The organism is Clostridium formicaceticum (assembly GCF_001854185.1).
GTDB lineage: Bacteria > Bacillota > Clostridia > Peptostreptococcales > Natronincolaceae > Andreesenella > Andreesenella formicacetica.
Genome location: NZ_CP017603.1, coordinates 4,006,872 through 4,027,708 on the forward strand (window position 1 = coordinate 4,006,872; position 20,837 = coordinate 4,027,708).

A 20,837-nucleotide genomic window follows, 5' to 3' on the forward strand; every position below is an offset into this window, starting at 1 on the left:
CTTATTCCTCCTCCCCTAATATTTCTCTCAGTTTTACCCTTGCCCGATTGAGTCTAGATTTAACTGTTCCTTCTGAAATTTTTAAGATTTCTGATATATTCTTAACGGAAAGATCCTCAAAATAGAATAAGGTAATAGTCACTCTTAACTCTTCACTTAATGAATGGATTGCTTTGATTAAATCCATATTTTCATAGTGATCATGATATTTTTCATCTATACCCTCTATGTTTTCCTCTAAGGAAATACTTCTTTTATTTTTTCTCCATGTTTCATTGCACTCATTGATTAAAATTCTTATCAACCAAGTTTTAAAATATGCTTCTTTTTTTAAGGTATACATATTTTCAAATGCTTTGATTAATGTATTTTGAATAGCATCTTTTATATCTTCTTCATTTTTTAAAATTCCTCTAGCTACTCGGTACATATTTAATCTATTTTCATTCATCAATGATAAAAATGCTTCTTTGTCCCCGTTTTTTGCTTTACACACAGATGTCTTTTTTCGATGACCGAAAAATGATATAAGCTCCATGATGTGATCCTCCTATTTTTTACTTAGCTAAGTATTATACTTATTAGATGGATATGAATTCCAGATGGTTCCATATATTTAAAAAATCATTTTGAAACTCTATCCTTACCTATATATAAAAGTACCCTCTCATAGGAGGGTACTTTTAATCTTTTACTTGCTCAATTATATTTTCTTTTTTAGCACTTTAAACATTCCTTCAACTATGCACATTTCAACATTATGAAACAATTATATAATATCCATATATTACCATATATATCTATCAAAAATGAATGTTTTTATTAATGAAAAATACTCGCCTATATAGTATTTAGGAATTAAATACCCTCTAGTATGAGCTGGGCATCTGTAAGCAATTAAACTATTTCGATTTGCAAGTAATTTTTCTCTGAATAAATGAAACCTATTTGTGATAATCATAATTTAATCTTTATTTTTTCTCCAGCAGTACCATTATCTCTACATGTATGGTTTGCAGAAACATATTTTCTCAGAATCCCTATCATTTATGGTACGGTTCACCGTATCGTTGTATCGGCGGTTTTTTATCAAGTTTAAGCAATGGTTCTATTAAAATAACTGAACTATCTTAGGACAATGTACCTGTCCCCTTGTCCCTTTTACCTCCAACTAAAATATATCGTTAATTACGCAAAATTTACTTTTTTACATTTTACAACTATAAAATTTAATGGAGGTTTATTCTCTATCTTCTTATTTGGCTCATCAATTTCTGAAATTTCTATCAGCCCATACTTTCCAAATTCTCGCTTTATTGAATCAGAATCATAAAAAAACATTTTCACACCTTTTATTATCTCGAATCGATCTCTACTCAGTTGTTTACCCTTTCCAAACATTGGAGCTTTTTTTGAAATAGTTGTAAAAATCATATATCCATTTGGTTTTAACTGATTATAACAATCTTTAATAAATTTCTTTCTCCCATGATTATTCAATAAGTGGATAAGTGCATAACAAAATATGCCGTCATAAAGTTTGCTGTCAAAGGGCATATCAGTTACTAAACCATGATAGATACTAATATCATCAAGCCCGTTTTTTCTTGCCAAATCAATCGCCGTTTTTGAAATCTCAATACCTGTTACATTAATCCCGTTCTCAATAAATACCTTTGCATTTCTACCATATCCAATACCTGGTATCAATATGTCCTTAACTTTCTTTTCAAGGAAAAAGTCCTTTGTCAAAATTGCAGAGTCTGAAGGCTCAAATCCCCACATTGTTTGTTTTTCTATAAAGCTTGATTCCCAGAATTCTGTCATGTCATTATCTCCTTAATAATAGATTTTTTCAACTTCATCATTTATATCCATTCTTTTTTTTGATCGTATATATTGTAGATATATTTTATCTACAATCAGAATATAAAAAGCTTTATAATATAGCTGAATATGTGAAGAGATTATTCCTTACATATTCCATTGTTTACCGTATTTTGAACTATTTCATAAATTTTTTTATTCTGCAGATACATCTCCATCACATTTTCTGCTTCTTTCATTACTTTGAAGATTTGACACCTGCTTTCCTCCTCATGTAATTCACAACTAAATAACGCTCCTGTTCCTTCAGTTGCCTTAATTACATCCATAAATGAAATGTCCTCTACCTTTTTACGCAAAACATAGCCACCTTTTACACCTGGAGTTGATTGAATTAAATCAGCCTTTACTAGCTGCGTTAAAATCTTTGAAAGATATGTCGCAGATATATTGAAGTGGTTTGATAATGTTTGTAAACTAAAGTTATCGTCTTTATTATGTTTAATCATATACGCCATGGTATGAAGTGCATAGTTTGTAGCTTTAGTATATTTCAAAATGAAGCCTCCTTCTAAAGATATTACGGACTCTAATTGTCTATAATTATACGAGTAGTATTTATTATTGTCAACCCTTTAAAAAAATTAATGAAATACTTCCAATAAACGACTAAACATATTATTTATGATTACAAGTTAGTTGGGCCATTAGAAGTATCATGATTTATCATTAAATTTCTGTTTTCATCTGCTTAATAACCTACAAGTCTCTTTATATACATAGCAAACTAATCATTTTCAAATCTTTATCCTCCCCTTGGAGACGGTTCTTGCTTGCTCTAAATTAATCGCAACTCTTTTATTTCAAAATAATGCTTATACCCCAATATCAGAAATTCTGGGAATCTAAAGTTATAAATTTTGCTCTAATACAAATTAGAGCATTTGTTCTATTGTAATTCACTATTCCTCTTACGTTTTGCTCTTACTAAAGTGCTTTTAGATATACCCGTTAACTCTTCTACCTGTTTGTATGTATGATGTTCCAACAAATTCATTGCATGTTCCATTTGTATTTTACTAAATTTATATGGTCTTCCCTCTCTATAACCTTTAGGTTGTTTCGCTATCATCTTTCCCTATTGAGTTCTTTCAACTATCATATCTCGTTCAAATTCCGCAAAAGTATTGATACATTATCTCAATTATCTGCCCTTCTTCTACTTGCTCCGAAGTCTTTTAGCAACCTATAAAAATGTGCTCTTTGGATATTTAATATATTTATCGCTTTAATTTCTGATATATTTTTCTCCATATATCTCTCTACTACTTCTAAAAATCCTGCTGGATACTTTTTATTTGATTTTTCCTGACAATTCGTTATTTCAATAATGCTATTTAATAAATATCCCATAGCTGGTACATCTTCAAAATCTTCCGTGCTTAGGCTCCCATCTTTTGTTCTGATTACTACACTTTTTTCCAAAGCTAAATCTATTGCTACTTTTATTTCTTCTATTGAGGTAAAAGCATTTGTTATACTGTAAGCGATTAATAGGTTCTTTCCAACTCTAGTTGAATATAAATTGATTTATGTATAACACTAATATTTAGTTAATAAAACAGATGGAAGTGTTATATATGAATGAATTTGTGAAATCATTGGATCCTGCACTCAACTATTTAACCCATGAAACACATGAACACAATATAATCATTATTGTAGAGTCAAGCCGACATGTGATAGTATGTCCTTATTGTGGCAAGACATCATCTAGGGTTCACTCTGTTTACCAGAGAGAATTTCAGGATTTACCTTTGCAGGATAAACAGGTTACTATCATACTAAACAATAAAAAATACTTTTGCGATAATCAAGACTGCAGCCATAGGACTTTTGCAGAAAGATTTAATTTCATTACACCTAAATCTCGAAAGACTAATAGACTAATCGGAAAAATTCTAAGACTATCTGCTATGGTAAGCTCAGTATCTGCATCACAAATATTAAAATCAGATATGACTATGGTAAGTAAGAGTACAATATGTAATCTGCTTAAAAAAAATGTTTGTCCCTATGGATAAAAGTGGTATCGTTAGAGTTTGTATAGATGATTTTGCATTTAAGAAACGATATTCTTATGGAACTATTATGATTGATCTTGATTCGCACAGAATAATTGATATTCTTGATTCTAGGGACAAAGAACCAGTTATAGAATGGTTGCGGAATTATCCAAATATTGAGATTGTGTCTAGAGATGGGTCACAAGTTTATGCTTCAGCTATAACAGAAGCTCATCCAAGAGCCGTTCAAATCAGCGATCGATTTCATCTTTTAAAAAACTTGTCTGGGGTAGTGGAAAAATATATGTTTCGATTGTTTCCTGCTCGTGTTGAAATACCAGCTACAGCAAGAACAAGAACACCTGAAATGCAAGCTTTACTAGATACAAGAAACCGTGCGCAACGGATACGTTTTGCCAGAACCAAATATGAAGAGGGGTTAACTGTAAATGAAATTGCTCTTTTAATGCATTCCTCACTTACTACAGTAAACAAATATCTAGCGATGAAAGAGGAAGATATCCCAGAAGATATTGATTCTGCTAGGGAACGTCAACACAAAGTAGCAGTATCTACAAGAGAACAGAAAATAGCATATGTTCGCAAGCTTTTTGATGAGGGATGCTCTCTTCAAGAAATTAGCCGAATTACAGGATATGTATTTAACACAATAAAAAGGTATCTATCAGAAGATGGCCCGAGTATTAATGGACATTATGACAATCGACGTCCAGGAAAATTACAGTCCTATGAGTCGGAGATACTAGAATTACGTTCAAAAGGTTTGACATATACAGAGATTACAGAAATTATAAAGAAAAAAGGATATACAGGTACAGTTGACGCATTGCGGGTTTTTATGCAAAAAGAGCGTGAACATCAAAAGAAATGCGAGACTAAAGATTCAGAATCGAAAGAATACATACCAAGAAAATGGATGGTGCAGCTTATATACAAGGCAATCGACCATGTAAAAGGGATTACACAAGAACAATATGAAGAAATAATTAAAAAGTATCCCATTCTAGGCAAAGCATATGAAATGCTTAGAAATTTTCATGAACTAATGTTTTCTAAAAATCTAGATAAGTTAGAACCATGGATGAAGGATGCTGAGAAACTTCAGATAGATGAAATGAATTCTTATCTAGCAGGTTTACGAAAAGATCTAGATGCAGTAAAGAATAGCATTATTTATACTTATAGTAATGGTCTAGCAGAGGGAAGTGTCAATAAGCTAAAAGTGATAAAACGAATTATGTATGGTAGAAATAGCTTTGAACTTTTAAGATGGCAGTGTAAATAATTTTGTGTATTCTCTTTCTAAGTACAATAACTTAAGTAACTTTAAGATTTGATTTAAATGCTGATTTTTGTCGATGAGTAATTTGTCAAATTAGTTCTGCTGTATAAATTACCCATTTAAAGCTAAGAATATACATTGTTTTTCCTAATAACAGGGTAGGGCTATGCTGAGGAGCAACCTGAGGGGTTATTAGGATTCTTTACAGGAACGGGTAGTCTAGTGGACTTCCCGTTTTCTTCGTTCCTGGGGGAACAAAAGCGTTAAACCTCAGGGGTTTGGGGACAGCGTCCCCAAGTTAAACAACATCCTCTTTTTTGAATAATATATTTAGTTGGCTTAGTACCCTATCCCAATCTCCATAGCCCCTAGTCCACTTCTTACTAACTCTTTCAGTAGCTAGATATAGCATTTTCATAAGACTTTCATCAGTAGGGAATATCAGTTTTGTTTTAGTTACTTTTCTAAACTGGCTGTTTAGACTTTCTATGGCATTGGTAGTGTACATAATCCTCCTTATATAGTCTGGAAACATTAGAAAGGTTGAAATATTATCCCAATTATCTTCCCAGCTTTTAATCGCATTCGGGTATTTATTGCACCATTTTTCCTTAGCATGAAGTAGATTTTCTAATGCCATTTCTTCATTCACTGAGGTATAAACAGCCTTTAGATCTGCTACGAATGCTTTCTTGTCTTTGTAGGGTATATATCGCATACTCGCCCTAAGCTGGTGAATAATACATCGCTGTATTTGGGCAAAAGGATACACTGCTCCAATGGCTTCTTTAAAGCCACTTAAACCATCTACACAGAATATTAAGACTTCTTGTACTCCTCTATTTTTGAGATCATTAAGGACTGAGAGCCAGAACTTGCTACTCTCATTTGCTCCTATCCAAATACCAAGGACTTCTTTTACTCCATCCATATTTACACCCAGCACCACGTAGGCTGCTTTAACTACTACTTGTTTATCTTCTCTTACTTTGTAGTGTATTGCATCCATGAATACGAAGGAATATCTCTTTTCTAATGGTCTGTTTTGCCATTCAGAGACTAGGGGTAAAATTCTGTTGGTTATGTTAGAGACCATATCAGCTGAAATATCCACATCATACAAGTTTTTTATTTGCTCTGATATATCTCTAGTGGTCATGCCTGCAGCATAAAGTGCCATTACTTTTTCTTCTATACCAGTTACATTCCTTTGATATTTAGGTATTATTTTGGGATCATAATCCCCATGTCTATCCCTTGGTATATTTAGATCAACAGGTCCTAATTCTGATTTTATGGTTTTCTTAGAATATCCATTTCGTCTATTCGGGGTTTCTTTATCGGACATATCATATCGATCATATCCTAGTTGCTCATCCATCTCTGCTTCTAAAGCTTCCTGTAATACATCCCTGAACATTTCTTTCATGGCTGCTAATACTTCATTTGGATTACTAAAATTTTGTTCCTTGATGGTAAGCGCCAAAGAATTTCTACCTAGATTGTACCAGGAAGCTTTGCTAGAATAACAGATAACAAGCAATAGGGAGGTATCTGTTATGACAAATGAAGCACTGAACATTGACTGGGAAGATATTTTAGATAAATTCTCTTCTCATGAAGGAAGCATCAAGGCCTTTTGTGAAGAGAATAGTATAAGTGCCCATCAGCTTTACTACAGGAGAAAAAAATTACAAAACAATAACACTCCTGTATTTCATGCTGTTAGCTTTAAAGATAAGGAAGCTGATGAGGCTGTAAATCAAAATATTATTCCACCTAATCCTGTCTCAGCATCAACTATAAAAATTGAAATAGGCAAAGCTAAGATATATATACCAAGCAATGATAAGGTATCTCTATCTAATGTTTTTAAGGAAATCATAGCATTATGCTAAATATAGATAAAGTGGATAAAGTATATTTGGCTTGTGGGGTAACGGATCTTAGGAAAAATATAGATGGACTAAGTATGATTGTACAGACCGAGTTTAAGCTGGACCCTTTTGAAAAGGCACTATTTGTCTTTTGCAATAGGCAGATGAATAAACTAAAGATACTTCACTTTGATGATGGCTTTTGGCTATACTATCATCGGCTAGAAAGAAATAAATTCAGATGGCCTATGTCAAAGGAAGAAGCTTTAAAGGTTTCCATTGAAGAACTAAGGTGGCTGCTTAAGGGGTATGAAGTAAGAACCATATCAAAATTCAAGCCCGTTAAAGAAAGAAATCACTTCTGAAAAAAATACCATAAAACCTTTGTATATATTAAAATTACAAGGGTTTTATGGTATAATTGTTTTGTAAATAAAATGAAAACGGGGATAAAAATGACGAAGATAAATTTACAAAACCAACTGGATGAAAAGACGAAAGAACTAATTTTAAAAATGGAAGAAGAGCTTGAAGCAAAGGATAAGGAAATAGAAAACTTGAAAAATGAGTTAGCTTATCTTAAAAATCAAGTACTTAATAAAAACAGAAAAATATTTGGCTCTTCCAGTGAACAGGCTAATACTATACAGGTATCCTTTTTTGATGAAGCTGAAAAAGATAGTAACTTAAAAGCAGCTGAGCCTACTATTGAGGAAATTACTTACAAGAGAACGAAGCCAACCAGCAATACTGGAAAAAAAGATAACTTAGCAAACCTAGAAAAAATAGTAATTGAGCATAAGCTTGATGAAGATCAACAGTCCTGCAGAGATTGTTCCAGTGATTTAGTGGTTATAGGTAAGAAGTCAAAGGAAGTGTTAAAGTATATACCTGCAAAGCTGTATGTAGAAGAACATCTAACCTACAGCTATGCCTGCAGATCATGTGAAGAAAATAATGATAAAGCAAATATAATTACAACAAAGGCTCCAAAGACCTTGCTACATAAGAGTATGGCATCTAACGAGCTTCTTAGTCATGTCATAAATTTAAAATACCAGCATGCACTGCCTTTAAATAGACAAGAATCCTACTTCAAGATGATGGGGGCAAATCTTTCTAGACAAACCCTTGCCAACTGGGTTATTGGTGCAGCCCATGAACTAGATCCAATTTATCAGCTTATGAAGGAAGAGCTCCTTAAGAGAAACTATATCCAGGCTGATGAAACAGTTGTTAAAGTTTTAGATGATAGGGGCAAGGAGTCCAATAAACAAAAGTATATGTGGCTCTATAAATCCCCAGATAAAGACCAGCCTATTGTCATTTACGATTACCAAAAGACAAGGTCTGGTTCTTGTCCTAGGAATTTCTTAAGTGGATTCTCCGGATATATGCAAACCGATGGTTATGCTGGGTATAATAAAGTTGAAAATGTCAAAAGACTTTATTGCCTAGCCCATATAAGAAGAAAGTTCCACGAAATAATAGTAAACCTAGATGAAGAAGCCCTAAAGTCTTCAAGAGCATTAATAGGGTTTAATTATTGTGCTCAGCTTTATAAGATTGAAAAAGACCTAAAAGAACAGCATAGTGGAAAAGAAGATTTCTATGAGAGACGTTATAAAAAACGACTTAAGGCATCTAAGCCAATAATAGAAGCGTTTATAGCTTATGTAGATAGAGAAATAAAAGATGCTGTTCCCAAAAGTGCCCTTGGTAAAGCTTTGGCATATACCAAACCACTACTTCCAAGCTTCAAAGTATTCCTAGAAGACGGATCTTTAGAAATAGATAATAATGCTGCAGAGCGATCTATAAGACCATTTGTGGTGGGTCGTAGCAATTGGCTTTTCTCGGCTTCTACCAAAGGTGCAGAGTCTAGTGCATTAATCTATAGCATCATTGAAACGGCTAGGAATAATAATTTAGTTGTTGAAAAATATTTACTTTACTTAATGAACCACTTCTCAAATGTAGACCCTCAAGACAAGGAAAGCTTATTAAAACTACTACCTTTTTCAAAGGATCTACCTGAAGATTTAAAAGTTCAAGCTAAGTAAAAATATAAAATCCAGTAGAGTTAGTAACATACCTAACTTCTACTGGATTTATTGTATCAGCTATTCAATTGGATTTCTATACGTCAATTTTTTGGCACTTACCCTTGATGTAATTTTTCAATACTTCCTTTGGTATATTCGACATAAAAATACTCCTCCTAGAAAATTTTGGTATTTTATCATTACCTCAATTATTGTCTAGAAAGAGTATACTTAATCTGTTTACACAAAATTTTCTACAGGCTCTTTAAGATCAAAACTACTCCTATTAGAATCATTCCATCAAATCAACTAACATTGGAAAGAACCTACTGACCGCTTACGTAATAACTCCCCTTACGTTTCTTCTATTAAGTTTTTAATTAAAATATGTATTCTAGGTAGTTCTTTTCTAACCACATTCCATACAATATCTAAGTCAACTCCGAAATAGTCATGTATCAATACATCTCTTAGTCCTGCCATCTCTTTCCAAGGAATATCATACTCTTTTAGTCTCAATTCTTTTGAAATTCTTTTTGTTGCTTCCCCTATAATTTCTAATTACAGCATCTTGGATCAGCTTTGATCTAAAAAATTCAGATTCTCCTGGTTCTATATATGATTCAATACTTCTGATAGATTCAATGATATGAATTAAATATATTTTATCATCTTTCATATCTCCACCGCCTCAGTCATTACTTGCTCTTTAATCAAAGGATGTAATGATTTCTTTGTAACTACATCTACTTCTTTATCTAATAACGATTCTAAATCATGTTTTAATCTAATTAAATCAAATAAAGTTCTCCCGTCTTCAAACTCAACTAAAAAATCAATATCACTTTTATCATTTTCTTCTTTCCTAGCAACTGAACCAAATAGGCTTATTTTAACTACACCATTTAATTCTGCAACTTTTAGTATCTCACTTCGCTTTTCATTTAATAAGTCGATTGATTTCATTAGATTCACCTCTAATTTATTATACATTTTTTTACATATTCTCACAACACTTATTGCTATAACAAAATTTGATAGTCTGTCATCGTCACGGTAGACACGCCGATTACCCGACGCACCCCGCCCAGATCCCGGCGTGCGGAACTACCGCACCGGGCTCTTCAGAAATATTCAGTTCCGTAATCCGGCAATTTAATATTGTAATTCTAACTAGTTATTTGGGCTCTCTAAAATCTTTGGTTTTAATATCCCATACCATTTCATCAGTCTAGTGAATTCGCTCCAGTTGAAACTCTTTCTCTGACTTCGTCTATTTAGCCACTTATATAAGATTTCCATAGCGATGGTATAGAATTTCCATAGACTTTTGTAGTTCCCAATCAATCCGTAGTAATTGTAATATCCTCTAAATTTCTGATTCAGCATATCAGTTATTTTCCTCATTCTGTTATCTCTATTTTCCTTGCACCATACTTTGAAATTCAGTAAAGATGATCTTAATTTCTTCTTAGAAGTACTTCTCTTGATGATATCTTTTCCCTTGCGGGACACCCCCCACCGAAACTCAAACCCTAGAAAATCAAAATGAGTATTTTCTTCCTTGCGAAATCTCGAAAATCTGATAATATTGGTCTTTTCCTTAGATAATTCCAATCCAAACTTGCCTAATCTATATCCTAGTGTTTCATAGAACTTTTCTGCATCCTTCTTATATCGAAAGGCGCATACAAAGTCATCAGCATATCTACATAAGTAAGCCTCACCTTTACACCTGGGCTTAACGATTTTCTCAAACCAAAGATCTAAAGCAAAGTGTAAATATATATTCGCTAGAATCGGACTAATGATACCACCTTGAGGTGTTCCAATAGCTGGATGTATCACTAAATGACTGCCGTCGATCACTCCTGCCTTTAGCCATTTTGTAATCAATCTGATAAGAGCACTGTCATGAACTCTTTCTTCAATCATTTTGATCAACCATTCATGATTGATATTGTCGAAGAATCCTTTGATATCAGCTTCTACTATATAGCTATACTTATTAAACTGTAGCTCTTTAGTTAGATCTTTGATCGCTTGTTGAGCTCCTATGTTAGGGCGATACCCATACCTACAATTGAGGAAATCCTCTTCATAGATCGCTTCTAATATCTGGGCAACAGCCCTCTGAACTAGTTTATCTGATATTGTTGGAATACCAAGTGGACGCGTTTTATCATTTCCCTTCGGGATATTAACTCTACGAACCAGTTTTGCCCGATATCTTTTATCCTTCAGACTACTTGTGATTTCTTGAATATTTTCTCTTAGATTTAGCTTGAATTCCTTAGCTGTTATCTTATCGATTCCTGCTGAGGCATTTTTATTTATTTTCCTCCACGCTTCTATCAGAGTCTCTTCGTTTAGTAGCCTGTAGAGATTTTGAAATCGGTGATTTTTATTTTGTTTTGCCTTCTGCCTTATTCCTCGCAGTGAGGTTTGCATTAGTTTGTCCAGCCCGACATGTCCGGCTAATGTTTCCTTTGCGAAGTACATATTTCTGTCAACCCCTTCCCCATGTAGTTGGCTCTCCCAACCTCAAAGTACTATGAGTTGATCCGAATCCTGTAGCGTCATAGACCGTCCTATTTTTCGGTTGGATGGGTCTACCAGCTGGTTGCTGGAACCTACAGGTCCTCCCAAGTTCCTGACATTTCTCTTCATACATGCCACGTTCTCTGATCCCGACAGACCCTTAAGAATCTCACCATTAAACGATTCTCTTGTATTGACTTCCGTGACGTTAAACACGTCGTCATCTGCATTTTGTCTATTTCTAGACCCACAGTTTACGAGGCTGAATATGCTTCAGGGATTACAGTCTCCCCTATGGCCTATATAATTCTCTGTGTACGCTTCACCTTTGCTGTCGCCAGCATCGGCGCAACACTCGATACAGGTGGCTGGTTAGACCTTACCTGACAGGGACTTGCACCCTATAAGAAATACCAAGCTTTGCTTGGCGCACTAACGTTTCGCACTCAAGACGTTTCTCAGCCTTAGATAGCTCTTATCTTAGGCTGAGGAATGTGCTTTGCTTCTTCCAAGTCCTATCCTTAAAAAGGCAAAGCAAACTTGAGTGCATTGTTATATGACGTTGTCCATTGACCCATTGTATTCACTGAATTTTTGTACCTTTAATTAGTTCTGCTGTAATATTAGCAAACTCTAAAATAAACTTTCTTGCATCTTCTATAGATATATTAGATGGGTCGCCACAATAACCCATCGGGGTAACTTCTTTCGCTTCTTCTCCGCCTCGTTGCCATTTTCTCAACAGCTCAAATGTAGTTTTAGAGGATTGTAATTCTCTAGCTTTCATATCATCAACTAATTCGTCAAACTCAACTAACATTAAACTTGTTTCAAAACCTCCAGCATGTATATCAACATATTGCTGAGGCTGTCTATTTCTGTCTTCTTCATCTTTTTGCACTAAAATATATGGTTCATTTCCTTTGAGGCCAACTAGATTAGCAAAAATTTGAGGTATAATATCGTATACATTTATTTTTCCATCTAATTCATAGATCTCTCTAGTAATATCAACTATGGTTTTACTGTGTAAAAAATCACCATGCATGTTTAAAAAATATACTTGTTTGAATCCCCATTGTTCAAGGCATTCTATACAGTCTTTAATAACCGCTTTCATTGTATTAACCTTTACTGTGAATGACCCCACAAATCCCCCAGTCGCAACATTAATTCCCCAATAGTAAGGTGGTGCTATAACAGATTTCATCCCCATATCCTCAAGTAATTTTTTTACGTGTTTTAAAATCGCATACGTAAGATATGTATCAGTACCTAGTGGTAAGTGAGGACCATGTTCCTCAATAACTGCTATAGGAAACAAAACAACTGCTTCCTCCTTAATTAACCTCTCAATTTCAAAATAAGTCATATCAGCCATCGTATCTTCAAAAATAGAATACTTCATATATTAACCTCCAAAATCATTGTCTTATTTAACCTTACCGAGTAGAAATAGGCAATGTCACATAACGCTCTCGGCATTCCCGACGTGTCCGTCCCGCTAGGGCTGGCGCAAGACTTGCTCTTGCCTATTACCTTCCAAATTGCAAGCCTTGTGACATAGGACATGTGGGCGGCCCACATCAAAAACTCGCCCCACCGCCCCTTGCAGGAATGCTCATGTTATGTAAAGTCGCGCGCCTTCGAAGCTCAGAGGCTAACAGGACGTCAGCCCCTTAATTTCTATCCCATATATTTCATAAAATATGAATAATACGTATTATTGATCCATACAAAATATACTTACCTAAAATTAGTATCCTAAATGTTTTCCTACAATAATTACCTTAATTCTCCCTTTGGTAAACTGGCGCTTTATAACAACGAAGTCATTACAAATTCTTTCCACACTTTTACAATCAATGCAATACCCCAAAGTTACACATGGGGTATTTTTATTTAGCCTTTTCGCATCCAGTGGGGCAGCATAGTGTCTTACTCGTTTTTCTGCTTCCTCTAAATTTTTAACTATTTTATTAATACCTGTAACAATAATTACCTGGTCTGGCCCGTAAATCATTGCTGCTACGCGACTTCCATTACCATCAATATTGTAAAGCTCACCTTCCTCTGTTAAAGCGTTTGTACTACACATAAATGTATCCGCGCTGAAGCTTTTCCTGTATATTTCTTTCTTTTCTTCTTTTGTAATACCTTCCTTATGTTTGTCCCAAAAATCATATTTGCCGTTTCGCAAAAAATCAATCACACCTGCCTCAAAGAGAGTCATAGAATCAGCAACTGCAACAGTAGAATTATCAAATACAAATTCTTGTAATTTCTGTATTAATTCTTTTTCATCTGCTACAAAAAAACCCGAGATATTATGCTTTTCAAGGTTGGAAATTGTTCTTTCAACTTGTTTTTGAATATACCATGAAATACTTTTATCCATATAAAAATCTGACCTCCTACTAAATATTACTACATATTATCATACTTGTATGGACCAATCTCCCTAGAGTCAAGCCCTATAAAATTTTGCCGCAGGAAGCGGCGGACTTGCGCGCGATTTTATAGTCACGGTAGACACGCCGGTTACCCGACGCACCCCGCCCAGATCCCGGCGTGCGGAACTACCGCACCGGGCTCTTCAGAAATATTCAGTTCCGTAATCCGGCAATTTAATATTGTAATTCTAACTAGTTATTTGGGCTCTCTAAAATCTTTGGTTTTAATATCCCATACCATTTCATCAGTCTAGTGAATTCGCTCCAGTTGAAACTCTTTCTCTGACTTCGTCTATTTAGCCACTTATATAAGATTTCCATAGCGATGGTATAGAATTTCCATAGACTTTTGTAGTTCCCAATCAATCCGTAGTAATTGTAATATCCTCTAAATTTCTGATTCAGCATATCAGTTATTTTCCTCATTCTGTTATCTCTATTTTCCTTGCACCATACTTTGAAATTCAGTAAAGATGATCTTAATTTCTTCTTAGAAGTACTTCTCTTGATGATATCTTTTCCCTTGCGGGACACCCCCACCGAAACTCAAACCCTAGAAAATCAAAATGAGTATTTTCTTCCTTGCGAAATCTCGAAAATCTGATAATATTGGTCTTTTCCTTAGATAATTCCAATCCAAACTTGCCTAATCTATATCCTAGTGTTTCATAGAACTTTTCTGCATCCTTCTTATATCGAAAGGCGCATACAAAGTCATCAGCATATCTACATAAGTAAGCCTCACCTTTACACCTGGGCTTAACGATTTTCTCAAACCAAAGATCTAAAGCAAAGTGTAAATATATATTCGCTAGAATCGGACTAATGATACCACCTTGAGGTGTTCCAATAGCTGGATGTATCACTAAATGACTGCCGTCGATCACTCCTGCCTTTAGCCATTTTGTAATCAATCTGATAAGAGCACTGTCATGAACTCTTTCTTCAATCATTTTGATCAACCATTCATGATTGATATTGTCGAAGAATCCTTTGATATCAGCTTCTACTATATAGCTATACTTATTAAACTGTAGCTCTTTAGTTAGATCTTTGATCGCTTGTTGAGCTCCTATGTTAGGGCGATACCCATAACTACAATTGAGGAAATCCTCTTCATAGATCGCTTCTAATATCTGGGCAACAGCCCTCTGAACTAGTTTATCTGATATTGTTGGAATACCAAGTGGACGCGTTTTATCATTTCCCTTCGGGATATTAACTCTACGAACCAGTTTTGCCCGATATCTTTTATCCTTCAGACTACTTGTGATTTCTTGAATATTTTCTCTTAGATTTAGCTTGAATTCCTTAGCTGTTATCTTATCGATTCCTGCTGAGGCATTTTTATTTATTTTCCTCCACGCTTCTATCAGAGTCTCTTCGTTTAGTAGCCTGTAGAGATTTTGAAATCGGTGATTTTTATTTTGTTTTGCCTTCTGCCTTATTCCTCGCAGTGAGGTTTGCATTAGTTTGTCCAGCCCGACATGTCCGGCTAATGTTTCCTTTGCGAAGTACATATTTCTGTCAACCCCTTCCCCATGTAGTTGGCTCTCCCAACCTCAAAGTACTATGAGTTGATCCGAATCCTGTAGCGTCATAGACCGTCCTATTTTTCGGTTGGATGGGTCTACCAGCTGGTTGCTGGAACCTACAGGTCCTCCCAAGTTCCTGACATTTCTCTTCATACATGCCACGTTCTCTGATCCCGACAGACCCTTAAGAATCTCACCATTAAACGATTCTCTTGTATTGACTTCCGTGACGTTAAACACGTCGTCATCTGCATTTTGTCTATTTCTAGACCCACAGTTTACGAGGCTGAATATGCTTCAGGGATTACGGTCTCCCCTATGGCCTATATAATTCTCTGTGTACGCTTCACCTTTGCTGTCGCCAGCATCGGCGCAACACTCGATACAGGTGGCTGGTTAGACCTTACCTGACAGGGACTTGCACCCTATAAGAAATACCAAGCTTTGCTTGGCGCACTAACGTCTCGTATTTGCAACGTCCCTGAACCGGACCCTAAAGGAATACTCCCTGACGGAGCTTCGCTCCCAGTGAAGGGATGTGGTGCTCTGACCTTTCTCGTGACACGTGCTACCAGCACCTTTATGCAAATGCTTTGTTAGATGATGTTATTTTTGTTTCATTTCCATTTTTTCATCATTTTGCCATTAATGATTAAAAAATAAAAGAGTTCTCAATTACTACAACTCTTTTGATGTAACAGAAGATCTTTTAAATCAACTATATAACCTCCAGATATTAATATATCTAAACCCAATAGTCCATTTATATCTTCATATTGAAATGATGTAAAGTCTAATTTATAATGCTTCAATCTATAACTTCCTGTATTTACCTCATCAACTTTCTTCGAAAAAGCATGTTCTTTTCCTCCGATGCCATAAGAAACGACTAACTCGTCTTCAGCAGCCACCTTTATGCCAATATCATCCACACATTCCTGAGAAAGCAAAGTCTCCGATGCACCAGTATCAATAACAATATTATTAATTTTCTTCTTTTGTCCCTTATAGACAACTTCAATAGTCGTGAAAAGCAGTCCATTTCTATACTCAATTTTCATATTAATATGCTCTCCTCAAACCTATTCTTGTCCTAATTTTGAGTTTTACTTTATCTTTTGAGGTATGATAAACAAGAATATTATCTTTAGCATTTAACAATTCTCTAGTAGCGTTTTCTTCTTCTACAGGACCAATCAAAGCAATTTCATCAACATACTCAATATCAGCTTCAATATGAGATTTTAAAATTTGAAATTTAACAAATTGATTTGGATATAACTCTTTAACTTCTTGCCACTTCATAATTATCCCTCCATTCCTTGTAGAAACTAGCTTATATATTAATTATATCATAATGTTTAACATTATTAAAAAAGCTACAAAACACTACCCTAGCTTTTTTATTATGGAAAAATAATGTCATCTAACGGTTTGTTTCTCCGACGTCCGCCAACCTTAGATAACTCCTATCTTAGGTTGGCGGATGTGGGCAGGATGACCTCATGCTCTCACTCCAGAGACCTTCTTCATGCTGTGCCCCTTGTGGAGAAGTATTGTTAGCTGTAGTCGGACGCCCCACAGAGCCAGATTGCCCCACGGATGGGGCACCCCCAGACAAATTCTTACTACCTATGCCACTACAGCCATTTGACAAACCCTGTTTTATCCTCGCTATTATATCCGACCTGTTTGTAAAAGTTTAACGTACTCTCTTTCTTGGAACCTGTCATCAACATCATCTTATAACAGTTTTCTTTTATAGCAAGCTTTTTTGCATAATTCAAAATAGCTGTTGCATACCCTTTTCCTCGACATTTTTCATCTGTTATAACATTTTCAATAAGAGCATAGGGCTGTTGGCTATGGGTCAGATTAGGAATGATCACTACAACACAGGAGGAAACTATTCTTTCATTCACACATCCTACAAGAATATGATGATTCCTATCTTCCAGTATCTTTCTCCACAGTTCTTCTATTTCATAATTAACTACAGGCATCGGATTATTATGTAATTGTGTATACAACTCCAGTAATCCGTTCAAATCATCTTTTTGAATTTGTCTTATTTCTAGCATTGTACACCCCCATTGAATAAACTTCGATATGTTATCAATGAAATCTTCAAAGGCTTTTCTTAAAAAGTAATACTCCAGCGCCCTGCTTACTAAATCGGCGCATGAATGCGCCGGCCTTTGCGTCCGATTTCATCGTCACGGTAGACACGCCGGTTACCCGACGTACCCCGCACAGATCCCGGCGTGCGAAACTACCGCACCGGGCTCTTCAGGAATATTCAGTTCCGTAATCCGGCAATTTAATATTGAAATTCTAACTGGTGGTCACTACTCTCTACAATCTTTGGTTTTAATACTCCATACCATTTCATTAGTCTAGTGAATTCACTCCAATTGAAGCTTTTTCTCTGACTTCGTCTGTTTAACCACTTGTATAATGTCTCAATGGCTATGGTATAGAATTTCCATAGACTTTCGTAGTTGCCAATCAATCCATAATAGTTAAAATATCCCCTTAGCTTTTTATTTAGCATCTCGGTTATTTTCCTCAGTCGATTATTTCTATTTTCCTTGCACCATTCTTTAAAATTCTGCAATGATGCTCTTAGTTTCTTCTTTGAAGTGCATCTCTTGATAATGTCTTTTCCCTTTAGAGATACCCCCCATCGAAACTCGAATCCAAGAAAATCAAAATGGGTATTCTCTACCTTCCGAAACCTTGAAAAGCTAATTATGTTGGTCTTTTCCTCAGCTAGTTCTAGCTCAAATTTTCTTAGTCTTTTTCCCAGCGCTTTGTAGAATCTATCTGCATCTTTCTTATATCGAAAGGCGCATACAAAGTCATCAGCGTACCTGCATAGGTAGGCTTCACCTTCACACCTTCTTTTCACACCTTTTTCAAACCAAAGATCTAAGGCGTAGTGTAGATATATGTTGGCTAAAATTGGACTTATGATCCCACCTTGGGGTGTCCCTGTAGCTGGATGTATCACTAAATGATTAGCATCAAGTATTCCTGCTTTTAACCATTTTCTGATTAAACCAACAAGAGCACTATCATCTACTCTCTCTTCAATCATCCTGATTAGCCACTCGTGGTTGATGTTATTGAAGAATCCTTTGATATCAGCTTCTACTATATAACTATACTTGTTGAACTGTAACTCTTTCGTTAGGTCTTTGATTCCCTTATGAGCCCCTATTTTTGGACGATACCCATAGCTACAATCTAGAAAATCTTCTTCATAGATTACTTCTAGTATCTTGGCTACCGCTCTTTGAACTAGTTTGTCTGATAATGCCGGAATACCAAGTGGACGACTTTCATTCTTTCCCTTTGGAATATTAACTCTACGGACCAGTTTTGTCCGATATCTTTTCTCTTTTAGGTTACTGACGATTTCTTTGATGTTTGCTCTTAGATTCAACTTGAATTCTTTGGCTGTAATTTCATCTACTCCAGCCGATGCTTTCTTATTTAATTCCTTCCAAGCTTCCATCAAAGTATCTTCGTTTAGTAGTTGATAGAGATTTTGAAATCGGTGTTTTTCATTTTCTTTTGCCTTCTGCCTTATTCCACGCAGTGAGGTTTGCATTAGTTTGTCCAGCCCGACATGTCCGGCTAATGTTTCCTTTGCGAAGTACATATCCCTGTCAACTCCTTCCCCATGTAGTTGGTTCTCCCAACCTCAGAGTACTATGGGTTGATCCGAACCCTGTAGTATCATCGACCGTCCTATTTTTCGGTTGGATAGGTCTACCAGTTTTTCACTGGAACCTACAGATCCTCCCAAGTTCCTGACATTTCTCTTCATACATGCCACGTTCTAGGACCCCGACAGATCCTTCAGAATCTCACCTGTAACGATTCTATTGTATTGACTTCCGTGACGTTAAACACGTCGTCATCTGCACTTTTCCTATTTCTAGGTATACGATTTACGGGGCTCAATATTCTTCAGGGATTACGGTCTCCCTTATGGCCTATATGATTCTCTGTGTACGCTTCACCTTTGCTGTCACCAGCATCGGCGCAACACTCGATACAGGTGGTTGGTTAGACCTTACCTGACAGGGACTTTCACCTTGTAAGAAATGCCAAGCTTTGCTTGGCGCACTAACGGTCTCGCATTTGCGACGTCCCTGAATCGGACCAATAGGAATACCCCTTGGCGGAGCTTGGCTCCCGGTGAAGGGATGGGGTGCGCTGACTTTTCCCTTAACACGTGCTTCCAGCACCTTTATGCAAATGTATTGTTATAGGTAGTGATGACGCTTTTTACTTCTATAATCCTTCGTATAGAAAAGACGATGCTACTTAAAGATTAATTTAAATTCCTTCATATTATAAAAAATGTAACATTTGAACCACCGAAAATAATGCTCATAACAAGTATCAGTCAATTTTGGGAATTTTATTTACCTCTACAATAGATGTGCTTGTAGTATCACTATGCCATGTGATGTGTTTAATATACAGTTTATATAGTTCATCAGATGTAGCGATAACTGTATGGTTTGTAAGCATGATAGCAAATTTTGTCATGCTATCATTGATTAGCAGGTAAGGAACAAGCTCCATATCTTCTGCCAATTTAAAGACACCTTTGTAAAAATATATTATATATTGTGTGTTGTCTTCACCATTCCATGTAATAGATGTTTGTAAATCACTTCTATCCGTTTTTTCTGCATATGGAATTAAAAATTCTCCAATAAATCTTTCTTTTTTTCTAAATAGATAGTTACTCTTTTCACCATTCATCACCAGCGTCGTCTGACCAACTGCAACACCGTTCTCATAGATATTAGCAGTTATCTGCTGATTTATATTTTTATTAAATGGGATTTTATCAATAATCCATATACTTATCACCAACAGAATGGCAATAACAATAATAGTTTTTAACTTCTGTTTCATCTTACACCCTCCTTCCGTAAAATATAAAGAATCTTTGTCCACATAACAAATCAAGTTTACCACAAATAAATTTATATAATCTATTATCTATCTTCAAAACACTTCTTTTTTATTAAACAAGACCTAAAAAACAGCCCCGATATCATCATTGCCTATAACGATTAGATTTCCGACCCAAAGTTCGTTTTTTATTCCAAAGTAGAAGGATTTGCGAACCATGGTTCGGGAACATCTGCTTATAGTTGTATA

Annotated in this window: 23 protein-coding genes; 5 read left to right on the forward strand and 18 right to left on the reverse strand. The window is 35.4% G+C overall.

The window, feature by feature from the left end; genetic code table 11:
- Nucleotide 1 precedes the first annotated feature (1 nt).
- From BJL90_RS18700 to BJL90_RS18720, 5 genes are all read right to left on the reverse strand, one after another.
- Nucleotides 2-538 carry an RNA polymerase sigma factor gene (locus tag BJL90_RS18700; RefSeq protein ID WP_070971698.1) on the reverse strand — a complete coding sequence of 179 codons (537 nt, stop codon included), beginning with the start codon at nt 536-538 and terminating at the stop codon, nt 2-4.
- A gap of 650 nt (nt 539-1,188) precedes the next feature.
- Nucleotides 1,189-1,827 carry a class I SAM-dependent methyltransferase gene (locus BJL90_RS18705; RefSeq protein WP_070971702.1) on the reverse strand — a complete coding sequence of 213 codons (639 nt, stop codon included), beginning with the start codon at nt 1,825-1,827 and terminating at the stop codon, nt 1,189-1,191.
- A gap of 140 nt (nt 1,828-1,967) precedes the next feature.
- Nucleotides 1,968-2,384: an RrF2 family transcriptional regulator gene (locus tag BJL90_RS18710; protein WP_070971712.1), complete on the reverse strand. Its 417-nt coding sequence runs from the start codon at nt 2,382-2,384 to the stop codon at nt 1,968-1,970.
- 392 nt (nt 2,385-2,776) lie between these two features.
- A complete protein-coding gene (locus BJL90_RS18715; protein WP_070971715.1) occupies nt 2,777-2,959 on the reverse strand; it encodes a resolvase in 183 nt (60 codons plus the stop codon).
- 68 nt (nt 2,960-3,027) lie between these two features.
- Complete coding sequence (locus BJL90_RS18720; RefSeq protein ID WP_070971718.1) at nt 3,028-3,312, reverse strand: hypothetical protein; 285 nt, start codon at nt 3,310-3,312, stop codon at nt 3,028-3,030.
- A gap of 155 nt (nt 3,313-3,467) precedes the next feature.
- Here BJL90_RS18720 and BJL90_RS22865 point away from each other — a divergent pair, with 155 nt between their 5' ends.
- Complete coding sequence (locus BJL90_RS22865; protein WP_070971194.1) at nt 3,468-3,911, forward strand: transposase family protein; 444 nt, start codon at nt 3,468-3,470, stop codon at nt 3,909-3,911.
- Complete coding sequence (locus tag BJL90_RS18730) at nt 3,904-5,199, forward strand: ISL3 family transposase (protein WP_236904954.1); 1,296 nt, start codon at nt 3,904-3,906, stop codon at nt 5,197-5,199. Before BJL90_RS22865 ends, BJL90_RS18730 begins: the two co-directional genes overlap by 8 nt.
- Nucleotides 5,200-5,494: 295 nt before the next feature.
- On the opposite strand, the gene BJL90_RS18735 is transcribed toward BJL90_RS18730, so the two are convergent.
- A complete protein-coding gene (locus tag BJL90_RS18735) occupies nt 5,495-6,682 on the reverse strand; it encodes an IS256 family transposase (protein ID WP_081562100.1) in 1,188 nt (395 codons plus the stop codon).
- A 73-nt stretch (nt 6,683-6,755) separates the two neighbouring features.
- On the opposite strand from BJL90_RS18735, the gene tnpA reads away from it, so the two are divergent.
- From tnpA to tnpC, 3 genes are all read left to right on the forward strand, one after another.
- Entirely contained in the window at nt 6,756-7,094 is a 339-nt protein-coding gene (tnpA, locus tag BJL90_RS18740) for an IS66 family insertion sequence element accessory protein TnpA (protein WP_081561990.1), read from the forward strand.
- Nucleotides 7,088-7,438, forward strand: a complete 351-nt coding sequence (gene tnpB / locus BJL90_RS18745) for an IS66 family insertion sequence element accessory protein TnpB (protein ID WP_070963578.1) — start codon at nt 7,088-7,090, stop codon at nt 7,436-7,438. The genes tnpA and tnpB overlap by 7 nt, the downstream gene beginning before the upstream one ends.
- A gap of 72 nt (nt 7,439-7,510) precedes the next feature.
- Complete coding sequence (gene tnpC / locus BJL90_RS18750; protein ID WP_081562101.1) at nt 7,511-9,136, forward strand: IS66 family transposase; 1,626 nt, start codon at nt 7,511-7,513, stop codon at nt 9,134-9,136.
- Between the two features lie 336 nt (nt 9,137-9,472).
- On the opposite strand, the gene BJL90_RS23205 is transcribed toward tnpC, so the two are convergent.
- The 12 genes from BJL90_RS23205 to BJL90_RS18805 form a co-directional block, all read right to left on the reverse strand.
- The gene (locus BJL90_RS23205; protein WP_472235463.1) at nt 9,473-9,673 is read right to left on the reverse strand and encodes a HepT-like ribonuclease domain-containing protein; all 201 of its coding nucleotides are present in this window, start codon (nt 9,671-9,673) and stop codon (nt 9,473-9,475) included.
- Nucleotides 9,674-9,793: 120 nt separating this feature from the next.
- Nucleotides 9,794-10,084 carry a nucleotidyltransferase family protein gene (locus BJL90_RS18760; protein WP_070971721.1) on the reverse strand — a complete coding sequence of 97 codons (291 nt, stop codon included), beginning with the start codon at nt 10,082-10,084 and terminating at the stop codon, nt 9,794-9,796.
- 207 nt (nt 10,085-10,291) lie between these two features.
- Complete coding sequence (gene ltrA / locus BJL90_RS18765; RefSeq protein WP_070971724.1) at nt 10,292-11,620, reverse strand: group II intron reverse transcriptase/maturase; 1,329 nt, start codon at nt 11,618-11,620, stop codon at nt 10,292-10,294.
- A gap of 622 nt (nt 11,621-12,242) precedes the next feature.
- Complete coding sequence (locus BJL90_RS18770) at nt 12,243-13,067, reverse strand: creatininase family protein (protein WP_070971728.1); 825 nt, start codon at nt 13,065-13,067, stop codon at nt 12,243-12,245.
- Nucleotides 13,068-13,415: 348 nt separating this feature from the next.
- Nucleotides 13,416-14,057 carry a lactate utilization protein gene (locus BJL90_RS18775; RefSeq protein WP_070971731.1) on the reverse strand — a complete coding sequence of 214 codons (642 nt, stop codon included), beginning with the start codon at nt 14,055-14,057 and terminating at the stop codon, nt 13,416-13,418.
- 247 nt (nt 14,058-14,304) lie between these two features.
- Nucleotides 14,305-14,538, reverse strand: coding sequence for a group II intron maturase-specific domain-containing protein (locus tag BJL90_RS22870; protein ID WP_236904955.1), 234 nt, complete (start codon nt 14,536-14,538; stop codon nt 14,305-14,307).
- A gap of 53 nt (nt 14,539-14,591) precedes the next feature.
- On the reverse strand, nt 14,592-15,632 hold the full coding sequence (gene ltrA, locus BJL90_RS18780) for a group II intron reverse transcriptase/maturase (protein WP_236904956.1): 1,041 nt from the start codon (nt 15,630-15,632) through the stop codon (nt 14,592-14,594).
- Between the two features lie 686 nt (nt 15,633-16,318).
- Nucleotides 16,319-16,708 carry a retropepsin-like aspartic protease gene (locus BJL90_RS18785; protein ID WP_070971735.1) on the reverse strand — a complete coding sequence of 130 codons (390 nt, stop codon included), beginning with the start codon at nt 16,706-16,708 and terminating at the stop codon, nt 16,319-16,321.
- A 1-nt stretch (nt 16,709) separates the two neighbouring features.
- Nucleotides 16,710-16,952, reverse strand: a complete 243-nt coding sequence (locus tag BJL90_RS18790) for a hypothetical protein (RefSeq protein ID WP_070971738.1) — start codon at nt 16,950-16,952, stop codon at nt 16,710-16,712.
- A 335-nt stretch (nt 16,953-17,287) separates the two neighbouring features.
- Nucleotides 17,288-17,728, reverse strand: coding sequence for a GNAT family N-acetyltransferase (locus BJL90_RS18795; RefSeq protein ID WP_070971741.1), 441 nt, complete (start codon nt 17,726-17,728; stop codon nt 17,288-17,290).
- Nucleotides 17,729-17,967: 239 nt separating this feature from the next.
- Complete coding sequence (gene ltrA / locus BJL90_RS18800; RefSeq protein WP_070971744.1) at nt 17,968-19,314, reverse strand: group II intron reverse transcriptase/maturase; 1,347 nt, start codon at nt 19,312-19,314, stop codon at nt 17,968-17,970.
- Nucleotides 19,315-20,063: 749 nt separating this feature from the next.
- On the reverse strand, nt 20,064-20,588 hold the full coding sequence (locus BJL90_RS18805) for a hypothetical protein (RefSeq protein WP_070971747.1): 525 nt from the start codon (nt 20,586-20,588) through the stop codon (nt 20,064-20,066).
- Nucleotides 20,589-20,837 lie beyond the last annotated feature (249 nt).